We start from the raw sequence: 14,196 nt of genomic DNA, 5'->3' as shown, positions 1-14,196 counted from the left end.
CACGGAGGTTGTGATGACCGCTCCGACGCTGCGCCCCGCCGATCTCGACGAGGCGGCACTGGCCAGGCTGAGGCAGCTCGAGGACCGCATCGGCGGCCCGCTCGTGGCCTACCGACCCGAGTCGCCCTACGCCACGCTGTCCGCCGAGCAGCTGGAGGAGGTGCGCCGCACCGAGGCCGAGCTGGGCGTGCAGCTGCTGGCCTACCGGCGCTGACCCCCTCGACGACGAACGCCCCCGCCCGGGATCCGGGTGGGGGCGTTCGTGGCGCGGGTTGGTCCCAGCGTCGTCTCAGCAGCCGAGCAGGCGCGTCGCCAGGTAGGTCTCGACCTGGTCGAGGGCGACCCGCTCCTGCGCCATCGAGTCGCGCTCGCGGATCGTCACCGCCTGGTCGGTGAGGGTGTCGAAGTCGACCGTGATGCAGAACGGGGTGCCGATCTCGTCCTGGCGGCGGTACCGGCGGCCGATGGCGCCGGCGTCGTCGAAGTCGACGTTCCAGTTCTTCCGCAGCTGCGCGGCCAGGTCCTTCGCCTTCGGCGACAGGTCGGCGTTGCGCGACAGCGGCAGCACCGCGGCCTTGACCGGTGCGAGCCGGCGGTCGAGCTTCAGCACGACGCGCTTGTCCACACCACCCTTGGCGTTGGGCGCCTCGTCCTCGGTGTAGGCCTCGATCAGGAACGCCATCATCGACCGGCCGACACCGGCGGCGGGCTCGATCACGTACGGCTTGTAGCGGGTGTCGGAGGCCTGGTCGTAGAACGACAGGTCGACGCCCGAGTGGTTCGAGTGCGCCGTCAGGTCGAAGTCGGTGCGGTTCGCGATGCCCTCGAGCTCGCCCCACTCCTGGCCGGTGAAGTTGAACCGGTACTCGATGTCGACGGTGCGCTTCGAGTAGTGGGAGAGCTTCTCCTTGGCGTGCTCGTAGTGCCGCAGGTTCTCCGAGGAGATGCCCAGGTCGGTGTACCAGCGGGTGCGCTCGTCGATCCAGTACTGGTGGATCTCCTCGTCGCTGCCGGGCTCGACGAAGTACTCCATCTCCATCTGCTCGAACTCGCGCGTGCGGAAGATGAAGTTGCCCGGGGTGATCTCGTTGCGGAAGCTCTTGCCGATCTGGCCGATGCCGAACGGCGGCTTCTTGCGCGAGGTCGTCTGCACGTTCAGGAAGTTCACGAAGATGCCCTGCGCGGTCTCCGGGCGCAGGTAGTGCAGCCCCTCCTCGGACTCCACCGGGCCGAGGAAGGTCTTGAGCATCATGTTGAACTCGCGGGGCGCGGTGAACCGGCCGCGGGTGCCGCAGTTCGGGCAGGGGACCTCGGAGAGGTCGTTCTGGTCGGCCTGCTCCGGGTCGCGGCCCTTGCGCTCGGCGAACTCCTCGGCGAGCTGGTCGGCGCGGTAGCGCTTGTGGCAGGACTCGCACTCGACCAGCGGGTCGGAGAAGGTGCCGACGTGGCCCGAGGCGACCCAGGTCTGGCGCGGGAGGATGACCGAGGAGTCCAGGCCGACGACGTCGTCGCGGCCGGTCACCATGCTCTTCCACCACTGGCGCTTGATGTTGTCCTTCAGCTCGACGCCGAGGGGCCCGTAGTCCCACGCCGACCGGGTACCGCCGTAGATCTCACCGGAGGCGAAGACGAATCCGCGCCGCTTGGTCAGCGCGACGATGGTCTCGATCTTGGCTGAGGTGGGCTTGCTGGCCACTGGCGGCGCTCCAGAGAAGGTGGTTCGGAGGTCCCCGGATACGGGGCATCCCAGATTACCGACCCGCCATGTATCCCCACTCCCTGCCCCTGCCCCCCGACCCCGCCGCGGTGGCTCCGCCCGACCGACCTCGCACAGGTTCCTGCGACCTCGCACCGTGTGCAACGGCTGCGAGGTCGCAGGACGGTGCGCGAGGTCCGAGGGTCAGCTCAACAGGCTGGGGTGGTGGACGGGCGCGGCGCCGGGGGTCACGGTCACCAGGGACTCGTAGGTCGCCTCGGTGGTCGTGTCGGCCTCGGCCAGCAGCGGGTGCACGTGCTCGCGGACCTCGAACGGCCCCAGGGCACGCCGGTAGGCGTCGACGGAGTCGAAGCGGACGGTCAGGACCCACTGCCCGGCGTCCTCGATCGCCCGGCCCGCCTCACCCCCGCGGAAGCCCGGCCGGGCGGCGAGGAGTTCCAGGGCGCGGGCCACACGCGCGGTGAACGCGGCCTCCTCGGAGGGAGACACGCGGAAGCGGCAGACCAGCAGCACGGCGCGACGATAACGAACACGCCTACCATGTCGGGTGCGGCCTGTACGGCACAGCAGCGCCGGAGGGTGTGGCCGCCGCCTCCGGGGGAACGGACGGGTCCACCACATGTCTGCCGCAGCCCAGACCACGCACGCACCGGGAGCCGGCCCGGGCGCGGACGACGACCACCACCCCGCGCCCGAGCCGGGCCCGACCCGCGACCCGCGCACGCTGGCCGCCGCGGGCGACCTGCTGCGGGCACTCGCCGCACCGGTCCGGATCGCCATCGTGCTGCAGCTGCTGGAACACTCGCGGTGCGTCCACGACCTGGTGGACGCGCTCGGGGTCACCCAGCCCCTGATCAGCCAGCACCTGCGGGTCCTCAAGGCCGCCGGGGTGGTCGAGGGCGAGCGGAAGGGCCGCGAGGTGCTGTATTCGCTGGTGGACGACCACCTGGCGCACATCGTGGTGGACGCCGTCGCCCACGTCGAGGAGGACACGTGACGGAGACGACCGGCCGGACGACCGCGGCGGCGGTCACCGAGCGGTCCACCGCCGGGCCGCGCGGCATCCGCGCCACCCGGCAGCGGGCCGCCGTCACCGCGCTACTGGACCGGCTGGACGACTTCCGGTCCGCCCAGGAGATCCACGAGGAGCTGCGGCGCGCCGGCGAGGGCATCGGCCTGACCACGGTCTACCGGACCCTGCAGACCCTCGCCGACGGCGGCGAGGTCGACGTGCTGCGGGTCGCGTCCGGCGAGGCCGTCTACCGGCGCTGCGAGACCGAGCACCACCACCATCACCTCGTGTGTCGCCGGTGCGGCGCCGCCGTTGAGATCGAGGGGCCGGCGGTCGAGTCCTGGACCGAGTCGGTCGCCCAGAAGCACGGCTTCACCGAGGTGTCGCACACCCTCGAGATCTTCGGCCTCTGCGGCCGCTGCTCGGCGGGCTGAGGCCCGGGCTCAGTCCCCGCAGCCGGGGACGGCGGGCAGCTCCCGGTCGCGGGCGAACGGGTCCGCCGGGCGCGGGTCCGGGGTCGGCGCCCACCGGCCGTCGACGAGGGCGTAGGTCCAGGCCGGGCCGCGCCGTGCCAGATCGGTCAGCGCGTCGACCAGCCGGTCGACGTCGGAGGAGCCGGTGCGCAGGCCCAGCGACGCGCGCACGGCGTCGCGGCCGCCGGTGAGCCGCGCCAGCAGCGGGTGGGCGCAGAACCGGCCGTCGCGGACCCCGATGCCGTACTCGGCCGACAGCGCCGCCGCGACCAGCCCGGCGGGCAGCTCGCCCAGGGTGAACGAGACGGTCGCGGTGCGGTCGCCCGCGTCGTCGAAGCAGGACAGGGCCCGCAGGCCGGGGACCGTCGCCAGGCCGGCGTGCAGACGGTCGGCGAGCTCGCGCTCGTGGGCAGGCACGATGTCGTCGATCAGCGGGTCCAGGGTCCGGCAGGCCGCGCCGAGTGCGGCGGTACCGAGGACGTTCGGGGTGCCGCCCTCGTGCCGCTGCGGCGACGGCAGCCACTCCGTGACCGTGCCGCCGCCCGGGCCGTCGGCGACGGACACGGATCGGACCGCTCCCCCGCCCGCGACGTGCGGTTCGGCGGCGTCGAGCCAGTCCCGGCGGCCGACGAGGACCCCGGCGCCGTAGGGCGCGCAGAGCTTGTGCCCGGACAGCGCGACGTAGTCCGCGTCCCACCCGGCCAGGTCGACGCGCCGGTGCGGGGCGAGCTGGGCGGCGTCGACGCACAGCCGGGCACCCGCGGCGTGCGCGATCCGCGCGATCTCGGCGACCGGGAGGAGCTCGCCGGTCACGTTGGACGCCCCGGTGACCGCGACCAGCGCGGCGTCGGGACGGGCGGCGAGCTCGGCCCGCAACGCATCGAGCGTCGAGGCAAGGGTGGCGGCGGCGGGCACGACGCGGTGCTCGCGGTCGCGCCAGGCCAGCAGCGTCGCATGGTGCTCCAGGTCCAGCGTCACCACCGGGCCGGGGACGGCGCGGGCGAGCAGGCCGAGCGCATCGGTGGTGTTGCGGGTGAACACCACGACGTCGTCGGCGCGGGCCCGGACGAACCGGGCGACGTCGGCGCGGGCGTTCTCCACGAGCGCGGTGCAGACCTTCGAGGTCCAGCCGGCGCCGCGGTGCACGCTGCCGTGGTACGGCAGCACCTCGGCGACGTGCGCGGCGACCGGCTCCAGCGCCGGCGCGGACGCGGCGGAGTCGAGGTCGCAGTAGCGGGCCCACCGGCCGTCGACGAGCGGGACCGTGAGGTCCGCACCGACGACGCGGGGCAGGGCGTGCTGGACGGGACGTGGCAGGGCGAGGGTCATGATCGGGCCTCCGGCCGATCTCGGGGACCCGGCGTGGCGCACGGATCCGCGCTTGCCGACTGCGGGTGTCGCGTCGGCCCGGTCATCACCCGGGGCACCCCACCGCGGAGGAGGGTTGCCGTCCAGCGAGCCGGGGCTTCGCGCTGGCACTCGTGACCTTCGGCGACGAAACTAGCAGACCGTCTCAGATGGAGACACGTGAGCATCGCCACCCCGGATAGCGTCTGACCGATGACGGACACGCACCCCGCGCCCACCACGGTCCGGCGGATCGACGTCCCGGAGTCCGGCGAGCTGGCCCAGCTCGCCGCCGTCTTCGAGGACCTGCAGTACGTGCTGCGCTGCTGCGAGCACCTGGTCACCGCCCTGGGCGGACCCGAGTCCGGGCCGGTGCGGGTGGACGCCGACCCAGCGCTGGTCGAGGCCCTGTGGACCGGCGCCCTGATCGGCTACGTGCGGTGCTTCTCCGGCCGGACGAAGACGCTGACCACCGACGACCTGACGTCGCTGGAGCTCGACGGGGACGTCAGCGGGTTCCACGACATGGTGTTCAAGCTCCGCGACCACTACGCCTCCCGGCACGTGAACCCGCGCGAGTCGTACTCGATCGGCGTGGCCCAGTCCAACGACGGGACGCCCCGGGGCGTCCCGTCGTCTCCACCCCGCGCCCGCTCGTCGACGAGACGACGGTCCGGCTGCTCGGCCGGGTCGCCTACAGCCTGTCCGGCCTGGTGGACGCCCGGATGAAGAAGTCCCAGAACGACGTCCTCGGCGTCGCGCACGGGATGACCGCGGGCCAGCTGGCGGGGCTGCCGCTGGTGCACCTCGACGGCAGCGGCGAGGCGGCCCCGGAGGACGCGGTGACCCGGGACGGCACCGCGGACGGCCCGGGGAACTGATCCCCGCCGGATGCATCATCCGGCGCACAGCGGCTACCCGGTCGGGACACATCCCGACGAGAGGTGACCTCATGACCACTCGCACGACGACGTCCGACGCCGTCCGCACCGCCCTGCACGGCCTGGAGTTCCCCGCCGGCAAGGACGACCTGGCGTGGACCGCCGAGCGCAACGAGGCCGACGCCGCGACGGTCGAGGCCCTGCGGGCGGTGCCGGCCGAGGAGCACTACGCCTCGATCGCCGCCGTGGTGGCCGCCGTGGACCTGGCCGACGACGACCCGGCGCGCCAGACCTCGGGCGACACCGCGGACGAGTCGGCCGAGGAGACCGAGCAGCTGCGCGCGCAGCGGCGCACCGAGCACACCCGTCCCGGGCTGTCGGAGTCCACGAAGGACGTGGACCCGGTCAACCCGATCGCCGAGGAGCTCGGCACCAACCGCAAGAAGTGACCCGCGCGGCCGGGGCGGGCACCGCCCTGGCCGGCCGGTCAGCCGCCGACGAGCTCGGCCCGCATGCTCGACGCGGAGGACACGACGAGCATGAGCAGCGTCCCCATCGGACCCTCGCCCAGCCCGGCCGCGGGGAAGGCGTAGCGCAGCGTCACGTCCCAGCCGCGCTCGCCGCGCACCACCCGGGGCGTGCCGAACAGGCCCTCCCCCACCCCGAGCCCGACCCGTCGCGGCACGTCGTGCTCCGGGTCGGCGGAGTCCGGCAGGTCCCACGCCACGACGCAGGTCAGGTTGAGGACGGGCAGCCCCTCCTCCAGCTCCGTCCCCTGCACCACGCACAGCACGCCGCCGTGGGCGAAGGTCAGCGCGCCGTCGTCGTCGGCGGTGACGTCGTGGAACCGCTCCAGCGCACCCTTCGCGGTGGCGAGCATCCCCGTGATCACATCGGTGGTCACGGTGTCACCCCCGTCGCGGCGTCGCCCGTCGCGGCGTCCACGGCCCCGCCGAAACGCCGGTCCCGGCGTGCGTAGATCTCGATCGCCTGCCATATGTGGCGCCGGTCGAAGTCCGGGAACAGCGTGTCCAGGAAGACCATCTCGGCGTAGGCGCTCTGCCAGAGCAGGAAGTTCGAGGTCCGCTGCTCCCCCGAGGAGCGCACGAACAGGTCGACGTCGGGCATGTCCGGCTCGTCGAGGTGGCGGGCCAGCATCCGCTCGTCGATCTTGTCGGGGTTGATCCGGCCCTCGGCGGCGAGCCGGGCGATCTGGCGCACCGAGTCGACGATCTCGGCGCGGCCGCCGTAGTTGACGCACATGGTCAGATTCAGCACGTCGTTGCCGCGGGTGCGCTCCTCGGCGATCTCCAGCTCCTTGATCACCGAGCGCCACAGCCGCGGGCGGCGGCCCGCCCAGCGGACCCGGACCCCCATCGCGTCCATCTCGTCGACGCGGCGGCGGATGACGTCGCGGTTGAAGCCCATCAGGAACCGGACCTCGTCGGGGCTGCGCCGCCAGTTCTCGGTGGAGAACGCGTACGCCGACAGCCAGCGCACACCGAGGTCGATGCAGCCGCGGGCGACGTCCATCAGCGACGCCTCGCCCCGCTTGTGCCCCTCCGTGCGGGGCAGACCACGGGCGTTGGCCCAGCGGCCGTTGCCGTCCATGACGAGGGCGACGTGGCCCGGCACCAGCTCCGGCGGGATCGCCGGGGGCCGGGCACCGGACGGATGCGGTGCGGGAGGCTGGAACGGCACGTCACCGACCCTACGTCGGGGCCGATGGCCGGGCTCGGCCGCGGTGGTCGGGCTCAGTCGCGCTGGTCGGGCCGGGGCCAGGCCGGCACGGCCGGGTCCTCCAGCCGCTCGATGGTCTCGCGCAGCCGGCGCATCCCGCGGTGCCCGTGGACCCGGTCGACCTCCGACAGCGGTTCGGACTCGTCGGGCCGGATCACCGGCAGCATCGGGATGGCCGGCCAGGCGCCGTCCTCGGTGCGGGCCCGGACCTGACGCATCGCACGGGTCGGCCCGTCCTGCGGGGACTCCGGCATGACCTCGGTGCGGGCCGGGAGCTGCTGGGTGGGCGGCACCGGGATCCGCTGCGTCGCGGCCGGGAGACGATGGGTGCGAGCGGTGTGGTCGTCGTCCGGCGGCGGTGTGTGGGGTCGGTTCACGACTGCCTCTCCGACGGGGCTGGGGTCCCCTCGATCACAGGAGGATAACGAGACCGCGCAACCGGTTGCCTGTCCTGAGCGACGTTCACCCGGTGGAGTCGGCGGAAGCGCCGTGCGCCGCGACCGGCGGCACCGCGGCGGGCGGCGCACCGGGAACGTCAACCGCTCGACGAAGCATACGGGCCGCTCACGGCAGCCCGATCGGGACACCGGGCCGATCGCACTAGTCGGACAGCGCGTCCGGAGGTGTCGGCGCACCGCCGTCCGGCGGTTCCGGGGCGGTCCCCGGCGCACCCGGCGCGACGACGGCGGCGGGCCGGACCCGGGCGCGGCGGTCGACCAGGGGCAGCGAGCGCAGCTGGCGCTCCAGGTGCCACTGCAGGTGCGCCGCGACCAGGCCGCTGGCCTCCCGCCGGGTCGGGGTGCCCGAGGCGTCGGCGGTGTCCCAGTCACCGTGCAGCAGCGCCATGAGCAGGGCCACCGTCTCGGGGGCCGGGGTGACCGAACCCGGCGGGCGGCAGCGCGGGCACACCATGCCGCCCCCGGCGACGGTGAACGACCGGTGCGGGCCGGGCGTCGCACAGCGCGCACAGTCCGACAGCGACGGCGCCCACCCCGCATGGCTCATGGCCCGCAGCAGGAACGCGTCGAGCACCAGGGCCGGTTCGCGGGCGCCGTCGGCCAGCGCCCGGGTGGCACCGAGCAGCAGCAGGTAGACCCGCAGGCTCGGCTCGCCCTCCTCGGACACCAGCCGGTCCGCGGTCTCCAGGATCGCGCAGCCGCAGGAGTAGGCCGACCAGTCCGCGACGATCGCCGGCGCGAACGCGTCGACGGTCTGGGCCTGGGTGACCACGTCGAGCGTGCGCCCGGTGTAGCACTGGACGTCGACGTGGTTGAACGGCTCCAGCCGGGCGCCCCACCGCGACCGGGTGCGGCGCACGCCCTTGGCGACCACCCGGATCTTGCCGTGCTGACGGGTCAGCATCGTGATGATCCGGTCCGCCTCGCCCAGCTTCTGCACCCGGAGCACGATCCCGGTGTCGCGGTAGAGCTGGGCCATCCACCCAGTCTAGGTTCTCCTCAGAACCCCAGCTTGCGCAGCTGCTTCGGGTCCCGCTGCCAGTCCTCGGCGATCTTCACGTGCAGGTCCAGGTGCACCCGGGTGCCCAGCAGCTTCTCGATCTGGCGACGGGCGTCGCTGCCGACCTGCTTGAGCCGGGCACCGCCCTTGCCGATCACGATGCCCTTCTGGCTGGACCGCTCGACGTAGATGATCGCGTAGATCTCCAGCAGGTCCTTCTTCTCGATCGTCTCCTCGACGACGACGGCGATCGAGTGCGGCAGCTCGTCGCGCACGCCCTCCAGCGCCGCCTCCCGCACGAGCTCGGCCACGAGCACGTCGGTCGGCTCGTCGGTGAGGTCGCCGTCCGGGTAGAGCTGCGGGCCCTCCGGCAGCAGCCCGACCAGCAGGTCCGACAGCAGCGAGACCTGGAAGCCCGACTTCGCCGAGGTCGGCACGACCTCGGCGAAGTCCATCAGCGCCGCCACCTCGGTGAGCCGCTCGGCGACCTGCTCGGGGCGGGCGGTGTCGGTCTTGGTGACGACAGCGACCACCGGGGTGTGCGCGGCGATCCGGCTCAGCTCCTCGGCGATGAACCGGTCGCCCTTGCCGACCTTCTCGTTCGCGGGCACGCAGAACCCGACGACGTCGACCTCGGACCACGTCTCGCGCACCAGGTCGTTGAGCCGCGACCCGAGCAGGGTCCTGGGTCGGTGCAGGCCCGGGGTGTCGACCAGGACGATCTGGGCGTCCGGTCGGTGCACGATCCCGCGGATCGCGTGCCGGGTGGTCTGCGGGCGCGAGGAGGTGATCGCGATCTTCTCCCCGACCAGCGCGTTGGTCAGGGTCGACTTGCCGGCGTTGGGCCTGCCGACGAAGCAGGCGAACCCGGACCGGAAGCCCTCGGGCTGTGCGCCGGTCATGCCGCACCGAGCCGGTCGAGGATCTCGCGGCCGATCGGCAGCGCCGCCGTCGCCGCCGGGGACGGTGCGTTCAGCACGTGCAGGATCGAGCCGGGGCGGCCCGCGCCGTCCGGACCGGCCTGGTCGAGGAACAGGAAGTCGTCGACCAGCGTGCCGTCGGCCTTCACGGCCTGGGCCCGCACCCCGGCGCCTGCCGGGTGCAGGTCGGAGGCGGTGACCTCGGGCAGCATCCGCTGGATCTGGCGGACCATCGCGCGCGTCGACAGCGAGCGGCGGACCTCGCCGATGCCGTAGCGCCAGTGCGTGCGCGCCACCTTCACCATGCCCGGGTAGGTCAGCGTCCCCAGCAGCTCCTTCGGCTTGACCGTGCGCCAGTCGTAGCCCTCGCGGGCCAGCGCGAGCACGGCGTTCGGGCCGGCGTGGACGGTGCCGTCGATGCCGCGGGTGGCGTGCACCCCGAGGAACGGGAACGCCGGGTCCGGGACCGGGTAGATCAGGCCGCGGACCAGCGAGGCGGCCCGCTCGGAGAAGCCGGAGTACTCGCCGCGGAACGGGATGATCCGCACACCGGGGTCGGCACCGGCGAGGCGGGCGAGCTCGTCGCAGCGCAGTCCGCCGCAGACCACGGCGCGGGTGCCGAGCAGGTCACCGCGGGTGGTGCGCACGACGACGTCGGACGGGCGGCGGGCGAACCCGGTGACGGTGCGGCCGAGGTGGACCTCACCGCCGTTCTTCTCCACCAGCTCGCCCAGCTTCTCCGCGACCAGCCGGTAGTCGGTGATGCCGGTCGAGGGCACCCAGAGCGCGGCGAGGCCACGGACGTCGGGCTCGTAGGTGCGGATGCCGTGCTCGTCGAGGCGGTGGTTCTCCACGCCGTTGGCGTCGCCGCGGCGGGCCAGCTCGTCGAGCCGGGGCAGCTCCTCGGGCTCGGTCGCGACGACGAGCTTGCCGCACACCTGGTGCGGCAGGTCGTGCTCGCGGCAGAACGCGATGGTCTCGGCGCAGCCGGCGACGGCCAAGCGGGCCTTGTAGCCGCCGGGCGCGTAGTAGAGCCCGGAGTGCACGACGTTGGAGTTGTTGCCGGTCTGGTGGTTCGCCAGGCGCTGCTCGCGCTCGACGACGGCGACGCTCAGCCCGTTGCGGGTGGCGGCGTACGCGGTGGCCAGGCCGACGATCCCGCCCCCGACGACGACGAGGTCGTAGCGCGGTGTCGCGGGCAGCCCGGTCACCGGGCACGCTCCGCGGGGATGGTCGTGCGGGCAGCCATCAGGTCCTCCTCGCGTCCCGCCCGCGGCGGGACGGTCACGTCCGTCGGTCGTTCCCCGTGCCCGGGGACGGCCAGGTCAGGGCCGTTCAGTGCCGGTCAGTGCCGGTCGGCGCCGGCGTGCTCGGTGGGGTCGCCCGCGACGTGGTCCGGCACGTCGGACTCCGAGGCGCCCTGGCGCGGCCCGTCGTGGCCGGTGTCCTCGGTCTCGGCCGGCTCCAGCGGGCTGACCAGCACCGAGGTGATGCGGACCCGGCCGCGGGCGTCCTTGCCGCCCTCGCCCTGCAGTCGCAGCAGGCCGTCCAGCTCGGCGGTGGCCCCGGGCAGCGGCACCTTGCCGAGGCGCTGGGCGAGCAGCCCGCCGACGGTGTCGACGTCGGCGTTCTCCAGTGCCTCGTGCAGCTCGTCCTCGCGCGGGGTGCCGCGGAACCGCCCGGCGAACAGCTCCTCGATGTCCTCGACGGGCAGCCGGGCCGCGACCCGGAAGGCGCCGTCGGAGACCTCGGCGACCTCGGGCACCTCCTCGGAGTCGTACTCGTCGGTGATCTCGCCGACGATCTCCTCCAGGATGTCCTCGATCGTCACCACCCCGGCGGTGCCGCCGTACTCGTCGACGACGACGGCCATGTGGTTGCGGGTGCGCTGCATCTCGCGCATGAGGTCGTCGCTGCGCTTGGAGTCCGGCACGAAGGCCGCGGGGCGCAGGATGTCGAGCAGGGCGACCTCGCGCTCGCCGCGCCGGGCCTCCTCGCGGGCCCGCACCAGGTCCTTGAGGTAGGCGATGCCGATGACGTCGTCGATGCCCTCGCCGAGCACCGGGATGCGCGAGTAGCCGCTCTTGAGCGCCAGCCGCAGCACCTTCTCCACCGGGGTGTCGCGCTCGGTCCAGATCAGGTCCGGCCGCGGCACCATGATGTCGCGGACCGGGGTCTCCCCCAGCTCGAACACCGAGTGGATCATCTTGCGCTCGCCCTCGTCGACGACGCCGCGGTTGCTGGCCATGTCGACGAGCTCGCGCAGCTCGACCTCGGTGGAGAACGGGCCGTCGCGGAAACCGGGGCCCGGGGTGATCGCGTTGCCCAGCAGGATGAGCAGCTTCGCCAGCGGCGAGAGCACCGTGCCCAGGGCACGGATCGGGGCGGCGAGCAGCAGCCCGATCCGGTACGGGTGCTGGCGGCCCAGGGTGCGCGGCCCGACCCCGACCAGCACGTAGCTGGCCAGCACCATGAGCACCGCGGCGAGCAGCAGCCCGATCCAGGGCGCGGAGAACAGCGGGGCCAGCGCGATCGCCAGCAGGATCACCGCGACCGTCTCGCAGGCGACGCGCAGCAGCATCAGCAGGTTGACGTGCCGCGGCCGGTCGGCGACGACGGCCGACAGCGCCCGCGCACCGGCCCGCCCGGACCGCACGACGGCGTCCACCCGGGCACGGGAGATCGACATCAGGGCCGAGTCCGCGGCCGCGAACACCCCGGCCAGCAGGACGAGCAGGACCGTCGCGACGATCAGCCAGACGGGGGTCACTTCTGCTCCTCGGAGAACGGGGTCGTGGGTCGTCCGGTCACCGGCCGACCTCGTCCTCGAAACCGGCGGCACCGAGCAGCCGGTCGTCGCTGCGCTTCTGGGCGTCCCGGGCGCGCTCGCGGGCCCGGTCCTCCCGCCAGCGGACGAGCAGCCGGTTCTGCAGCGCGAACATCTCGCGCTCGTCCTCGGGCTCGAGGTGGTCGTAGCCGAGCAGGTGCAGGATGCCGTGCACGGTCAACAGGTGCAGCTCGTCGGCCAGGGTGTGCCCGGCCTTGCGCGCCTGGTCCCGGGCGAAGGCCGGGCAGAGCACGACGTCACCGAGCAGGGCGGGGCCCAGGTCCGGTGCGTCGGGCCGCCGGGTGTCCTCGGCGAGCGCGTCCATCGGGAAGGCCATGACGTCGGTGGGGCCCGGCTCGTCCATCCAGCGGACGTGCAGCTCCTCCATCGCGTCCAGCCCGACGGCGGTGATCGCCAGCTCGGCGGACGGGCTCACCTTCATCGCGTCCAGCGCGTACCGGGCGACCGACACGATCTGCGCCTCGTCGACCGCGACCCCGGACTCGTTGACGACCTCGATGCTCACGTCGCCGCTGCCCTGCCCCTGCTCGCCGATACGGATGTACGGGGCAGCCTAGACGGCCGCACCGACGGTCCCGGGCGCCACCCGCCCCTGGCCACCGTCCCCGGTCACCGCCGCCGGTCGGGACGCCGCGCGGGGCCGTTGCGGGGTGCGCCGTTGCCGACGGCGGCCGCGCGGTGCTCGACGGCGTCGAACCGGGCGTAGGCGTCGACGATGTCGGACACCAGGCGGTGCCGGACCACGTCGGCGCTCTCGAGCCGGGAGAAGTGCACGTCGTCGACGCCGTCGAGGATGTCCTGCACGACCGCCAGCCCGGACCGGGCGTTGCCCGGCAGGTCGACCTGGGTGATGTCGCCGGTGACCACGATCCGCGAGCCGAAGCCGAGCCGGGTGAGGAACATCTTCATCTGCTCGGGCGTGGTGTTCTGCGCCTCGTCGAGGATGATGAACGCGTCGTTGAGCGTCCTGCCACGCATGTACGCCAGCGGCGCGACCTCGATCGTCCCGGCGGCCATCAGCTTCGGGATCGACTCCGGGTCGATCATGTCGTGCAGCGCGTCGTAGAGCGGGCGCAGGTACGGGTCGATCTTCTCGAACAGCGTGCCGGGCAGGTAACCCAGCCGCTCCCCCGCCTCGACCGCGGGCCGGGTCAGGATGATCCGGTTGACCTGCTTGGCCTGCAACGCCTGCACGGCCTTGGCCATCGCCAGGTAGGTCTTGCCGGTACCGGCCGGGCCGATGCCGAAGACGATGGTGAACGCGTCGATGGCGTCGACGTAGCGCTTCTGGTTGAGCGTCTTGGGCCGGATGGTCTTCCCGCGCCGGGACAGGATGTCCAGGCTCAGCACCTCGGCCGGGGACTCGCCGAGCCGCTCGTCGGCGGTGTTCTCCGCCGAGAGCATCTGCACCGTGCGGCGCACGGTGTCCGCGCCGACCAGCTGGCCGCGCTCGGCCAGGGTGATCAGCTCGGTGAAGACCCGCTCGGCGAAGGCGACGTCGCCGGGGTCCCCGGACAGGGTCAGCTCGTTGCCGCGGACGTGGACGTCGGCGGTCAGCTCCTCCTCGGCGGCGCGCAGGCTCTCGTCGCGCGAGCCGAGCAGGGCGAGGAGGGCGGTGTCCGGCACGGCCATCCTCGACCGGACGGTCCCGCCCGGTGCTGCGTCGGACCGCTCGTCGGTCCGAGGGGTGGGGCCGGGTTCGGTGCCGGTCAAGAGTGTGTTCGCCTGCCTCGTACGTCGGGTCGCCGGACTGCGCCGATCGTACCGGTCGGACCGCGGACGGCACCCGCGGATTCGGCA

The 14,196-nt window shown here is 73.3% G+C and carries 18 protein-coding genes and 1 riboswitch; of the genes, 6 read left to right on the top strand and 12 right to left on the bottom strand.

Annotated elements, in window-relative coordinates; translation table 11 throughout:
• Positions 1-13 precede the first annotated feature (13 nt).
• The gene (locus Ae717Ps2_RS07430; protein ID WP_020624587.1) at positions 14-214 is read left to right on the top strand and encodes a hypothetical protein; all 201 of its coding nucleotides are present in this window, start codon (positions 14-16) and stop codon (positions 212-214) included.
• Positions 215-289: 75 nt separating this feature from the next.
• Here the strand turns inward: Ae717Ps2_RS07430 and Ae717Ps2_RS07425 are convergent, their stop codons facing one another.
• Both Ae717Ps2_RS07425 and Ae717Ps2_RS07420 read right to left on the bottom strand, forming a co-directional pair.
• Positions 290-1,696, bottom strand: a complete 1,407-nt coding sequence (locus Ae717Ps2_RS07425; RefSeq protein WP_020624588.1) for a glycine--tRNA ligase — start codon at positions 1,694-1,696, stop codon at positions 290-292.
• Positions 1,697-1,900: 204 nt separating this feature from the next.
• Positions 1,901-2,230, bottom strand: coding sequence for an antibiotic biosynthesis monooxygenase (locus Ae717Ps2_RS07420; RefSeq protein ID WP_020624589.1), 330 nt, complete (start codon positions 2,228-2,230; stop codon positions 1,901-1,903).
• A gap of 106 nt (positions 2,231-2,336) precedes the next feature.
• Between Ae717Ps2_RS07420 and Ae717Ps2_RS07415 the strand changes: the two genes are divergently transcribed.
• Positions 2,337-2,714 (top strand): helix-turn-helix transcriptional regulator, encoded by a 378-nt coding sequence (locus Ae717Ps2_RS07415; RefSeq protein ID WP_020624590.1) that lies wholly within the window; start codon positions 2,337-2,339, stop codon positions 2,712-2,714.
• Positions 2,711-3,163: a Fur family transcriptional regulator gene (locus tag Ae717Ps2_RS07410; protein WP_020624591.1), complete on the top strand. Its 453-nt coding sequence runs from the start codon at positions 2,711-2,713 to the stop codon at positions 3,161-3,163. Before Ae717Ps2_RS07415 ends, Ae717Ps2_RS07410 begins: the two co-directional genes overlap by 4 nt.
• 9 nt (positions 3,164-3,172) lie before the next feature.
• Here the strand turns inward: Ae717Ps2_RS07410 and Ae717Ps2_RS07405 are convergent, their stop codons facing one another.
• The gene (locus tag Ae717Ps2_RS07405; protein ID WP_075333158.1) at positions 3,173-4,531 is read right to left on the bottom strand and encodes an aminotransferase class V-fold PLP-dependent enzyme; all 1,359 of its coding nucleotides are present in this window, start codon (positions 4,529-4,531) and stop codon (positions 3,173-3,175) included.
• A gap of 43 nt (positions 4,532-4,574) precedes the next feature.
• Positions 4,575-4,689: riboswitch (SAM riboswitch) on the bottom strand.
• Between the two features lie 73 nt (positions 4,690-4,762).
• Between Ae717Ps2_RS07405 and Ae717Ps2_RS07400 the strand changes: the two genes are divergently transcribed.
• From Ae717Ps2_RS07400 to Ae717Ps2_RS07395, 3 genes are all read left to right on the top strand, one after another.
• A complete protein-coding gene (locus tag Ae717Ps2_RS07400; RefSeq protein ID WP_198932147.1) occupies positions 4,763-5,278 on the top strand; it encodes a hypothetical protein in 516 nt (171 codons plus the stop codon).
• Positions 5,275-5,430: a hypothetical protein gene (locus Ae717Ps2_RS38130; RefSeq protein WP_198932146.1), complete on the top strand. Its 156-nt coding sequence runs from the start codon at positions 5,275-5,277 to the stop codon at positions 5,428-5,430. Before Ae717Ps2_RS07400 ends, Ae717Ps2_RS38130 begins: the two co-directional genes overlap by 4 nt.
• Before the next feature lie 71 nt (positions 5,431-5,501).
• Positions 5,502-5,879, top strand: coding sequence for a DUF2795 domain-containing protein (locus tag Ae717Ps2_RS07395; protein ID WP_020624613.1), 378 nt, complete (start codon positions 5,502-5,504; stop codon positions 5,877-5,879).
• A gap of 38 nt (positions 5,880-5,917) precedes the next feature.
• On the opposite strand, the gene Ae717Ps2_RS07390 is transcribed toward Ae717Ps2_RS07395, so the two are convergent.
• From Ae717Ps2_RS07390 to Ae717Ps2_RS07350, 9 genes are all read right to left on the bottom strand, one after another.
• Positions 5,918-6,334, bottom strand: coding sequence for a hypothetical protein (locus Ae717Ps2_RS07390; protein WP_020624614.1), 417 nt, complete (start codon positions 6,332-6,334; stop codon positions 5,918-5,920).
• Positions 6,331-7,131 carry an isoprenyl transferase gene (locus Ae717Ps2_RS07385; protein WP_060712708.1) on the bottom strand — a complete coding sequence of 267 codons (801 nt, stop codon included), beginning with the start codon at positions 7,129-7,131 and terminating at the stop codon, positions 6,331-6,333. Before Ae717Ps2_RS07385 ends, Ae717Ps2_RS07390 begins: the two co-directional genes overlap by 4 nt.
• Before the next feature lie 53 nt (positions 7,132-7,184).
• Positions 7,185-7,547: a hypothetical protein gene (locus Ae717Ps2_RS07380; protein ID WP_020624616.1), complete on the bottom strand. Its 363-nt coding sequence runs from the start codon at positions 7,545-7,547 to the stop codon at positions 7,185-7,187.
• A gap of 223 nt (positions 7,548-7,770) precedes the next feature.
• The gene (gene recO / locus Ae717Ps2_RS07375; RefSeq protein WP_075311402.1) at positions 7,771-8,607 is read right to left on the bottom strand and encodes a DNA repair protein RecO; all 837 of its coding nucleotides are present in this window, start codon (positions 8,605-8,607) and stop codon (positions 7,771-7,773) included.
• A gap of 20 nt (positions 8,608-8,627) precedes the next feature.
• Positions 8,628-9,530, bottom strand: a complete 903-nt coding sequence (gene era / locus Ae717Ps2_RS07370; protein ID WP_075311401.1) for a GTPase Era — start codon at positions 9,528-9,530, stop codon at positions 8,628-8,630.
• Positions 9,527-10,759: an L-2-hydroxyglutarate oxidase gene (gene lhgO / locus Ae717Ps2_RS07365; RefSeq protein ID WP_075311400.1), complete on the bottom strand. Its 1,233-nt coding sequence runs from the start codon at positions 10,757-10,759 to the stop codon at positions 9,527-9,529. The genes era and lhgO overlap by 4 nt, the downstream gene beginning before the upstream one ends.
• Before the next feature lie 134 nt (positions 10,760-10,893).
• Complete coding sequence (locus Ae717Ps2_RS07360) at positions 10,894-12,318, bottom strand: hemolysin family protein (RefSeq protein ID WP_075333157.1); 1,425 nt, start codon at positions 12,316-12,318, stop codon at positions 10,894-10,896.
• 37 nt (positions 12,319-12,355) lie between these two features.
• Positions 12,356-12,901, bottom strand: a complete 546-nt coding sequence (gene ybeY, locus Ae717Ps2_RS07355; RefSeq protein WP_020624621.1) for an rRNA maturation RNase YbeY — start codon at positions 12,899-12,901, stop codon at positions 12,356-12,358.
• A 104-nt stretch (positions 12,902-13,005) separates the two neighbouring features.
• Complete coding sequence (locus Ae717Ps2_RS07350) at positions 13,006-14,109, bottom strand: PhoH family protein (protein WP_043279128.1); 1,104 nt, start codon at positions 14,107-14,109, stop codon at positions 13,006-13,008.
• Positions 14,110-14,196: the final 87 nt, after the last annotated feature.

This window comes from Pseudonocardia sp. Ae717_Ps2, assembly GCF_001932475.1.
Lineage (GTDB): Bacteria > Actinomycetota > Actinomycetes > Mycobacteriales > Pseudonocardiaceae > Pseudonocardia.
Note: the sequence above shows the minus strand (reverse complement) of the source record. Positions and strands in the feature narration are given on the sequence as shown.

Excerpts from the sequence above, each read along its gene's own strand:
- Ae717Ps2_RS07405 (WP_075333158.1), bottom strand. The coding sequence starts at position 4,531 with ATGACCCTCGCCCTGCCACGTCCCGTCCAGCACGCCCTGCCCCGCGTC.
- era (WP_075311401.1), bottom strand. The coding sequence starts at position 9,530 with ATGACCGGCGCACAGCCCGAGGGCTTCCGGTCCGGGTTCGCCTGCTTC.
- Ae717Ps2_RS07430 (WP_020624587.1), top strand. The coding sequence starts at position 14 with ATGACCGCTCCGACGCTGCGCCCCGCCGATCTCGACGAGGCGGCACTG.
- Ae717Ps2_RS07415 (WP_020624590.1), top strand. The coding sequence starts at position 2,337 with ATGTCTGCCGCAGCCCAGACCACGCACGCACCGGGAGCCGGCCCGGGC.
- Ae717Ps2_RS07395 (WP_020624613.1), top strand. The coding sequence starts at position 5,502 with ATGACCACTCGCACGACGACGTCCGACGCCGTCCGCACCGCCCTGCAC.
- Ae717Ps2_RS38130 (WP_198932146.1), top strand. The coding sequence starts at position 5,275 with ATGAAGAAGTCCCAGAACGACGTCCTCGGCGTCGCGCACGGGATGACC.
- Ae717Ps2_RS07400 (WP_198932147.1), top strand. The coding sequence starts at position 4,763 with ATGACGGACACGCACCCCGCGCCCACCACGGTCCGGCGGATCGACGTC.
- recO (WP_075311402.1), bottom strand. The coding sequence starts at position 8,607 with ATGGCCCAGCTCTACCGCGACACCGGGATCGTGCTCCGGGTGCAGAAG.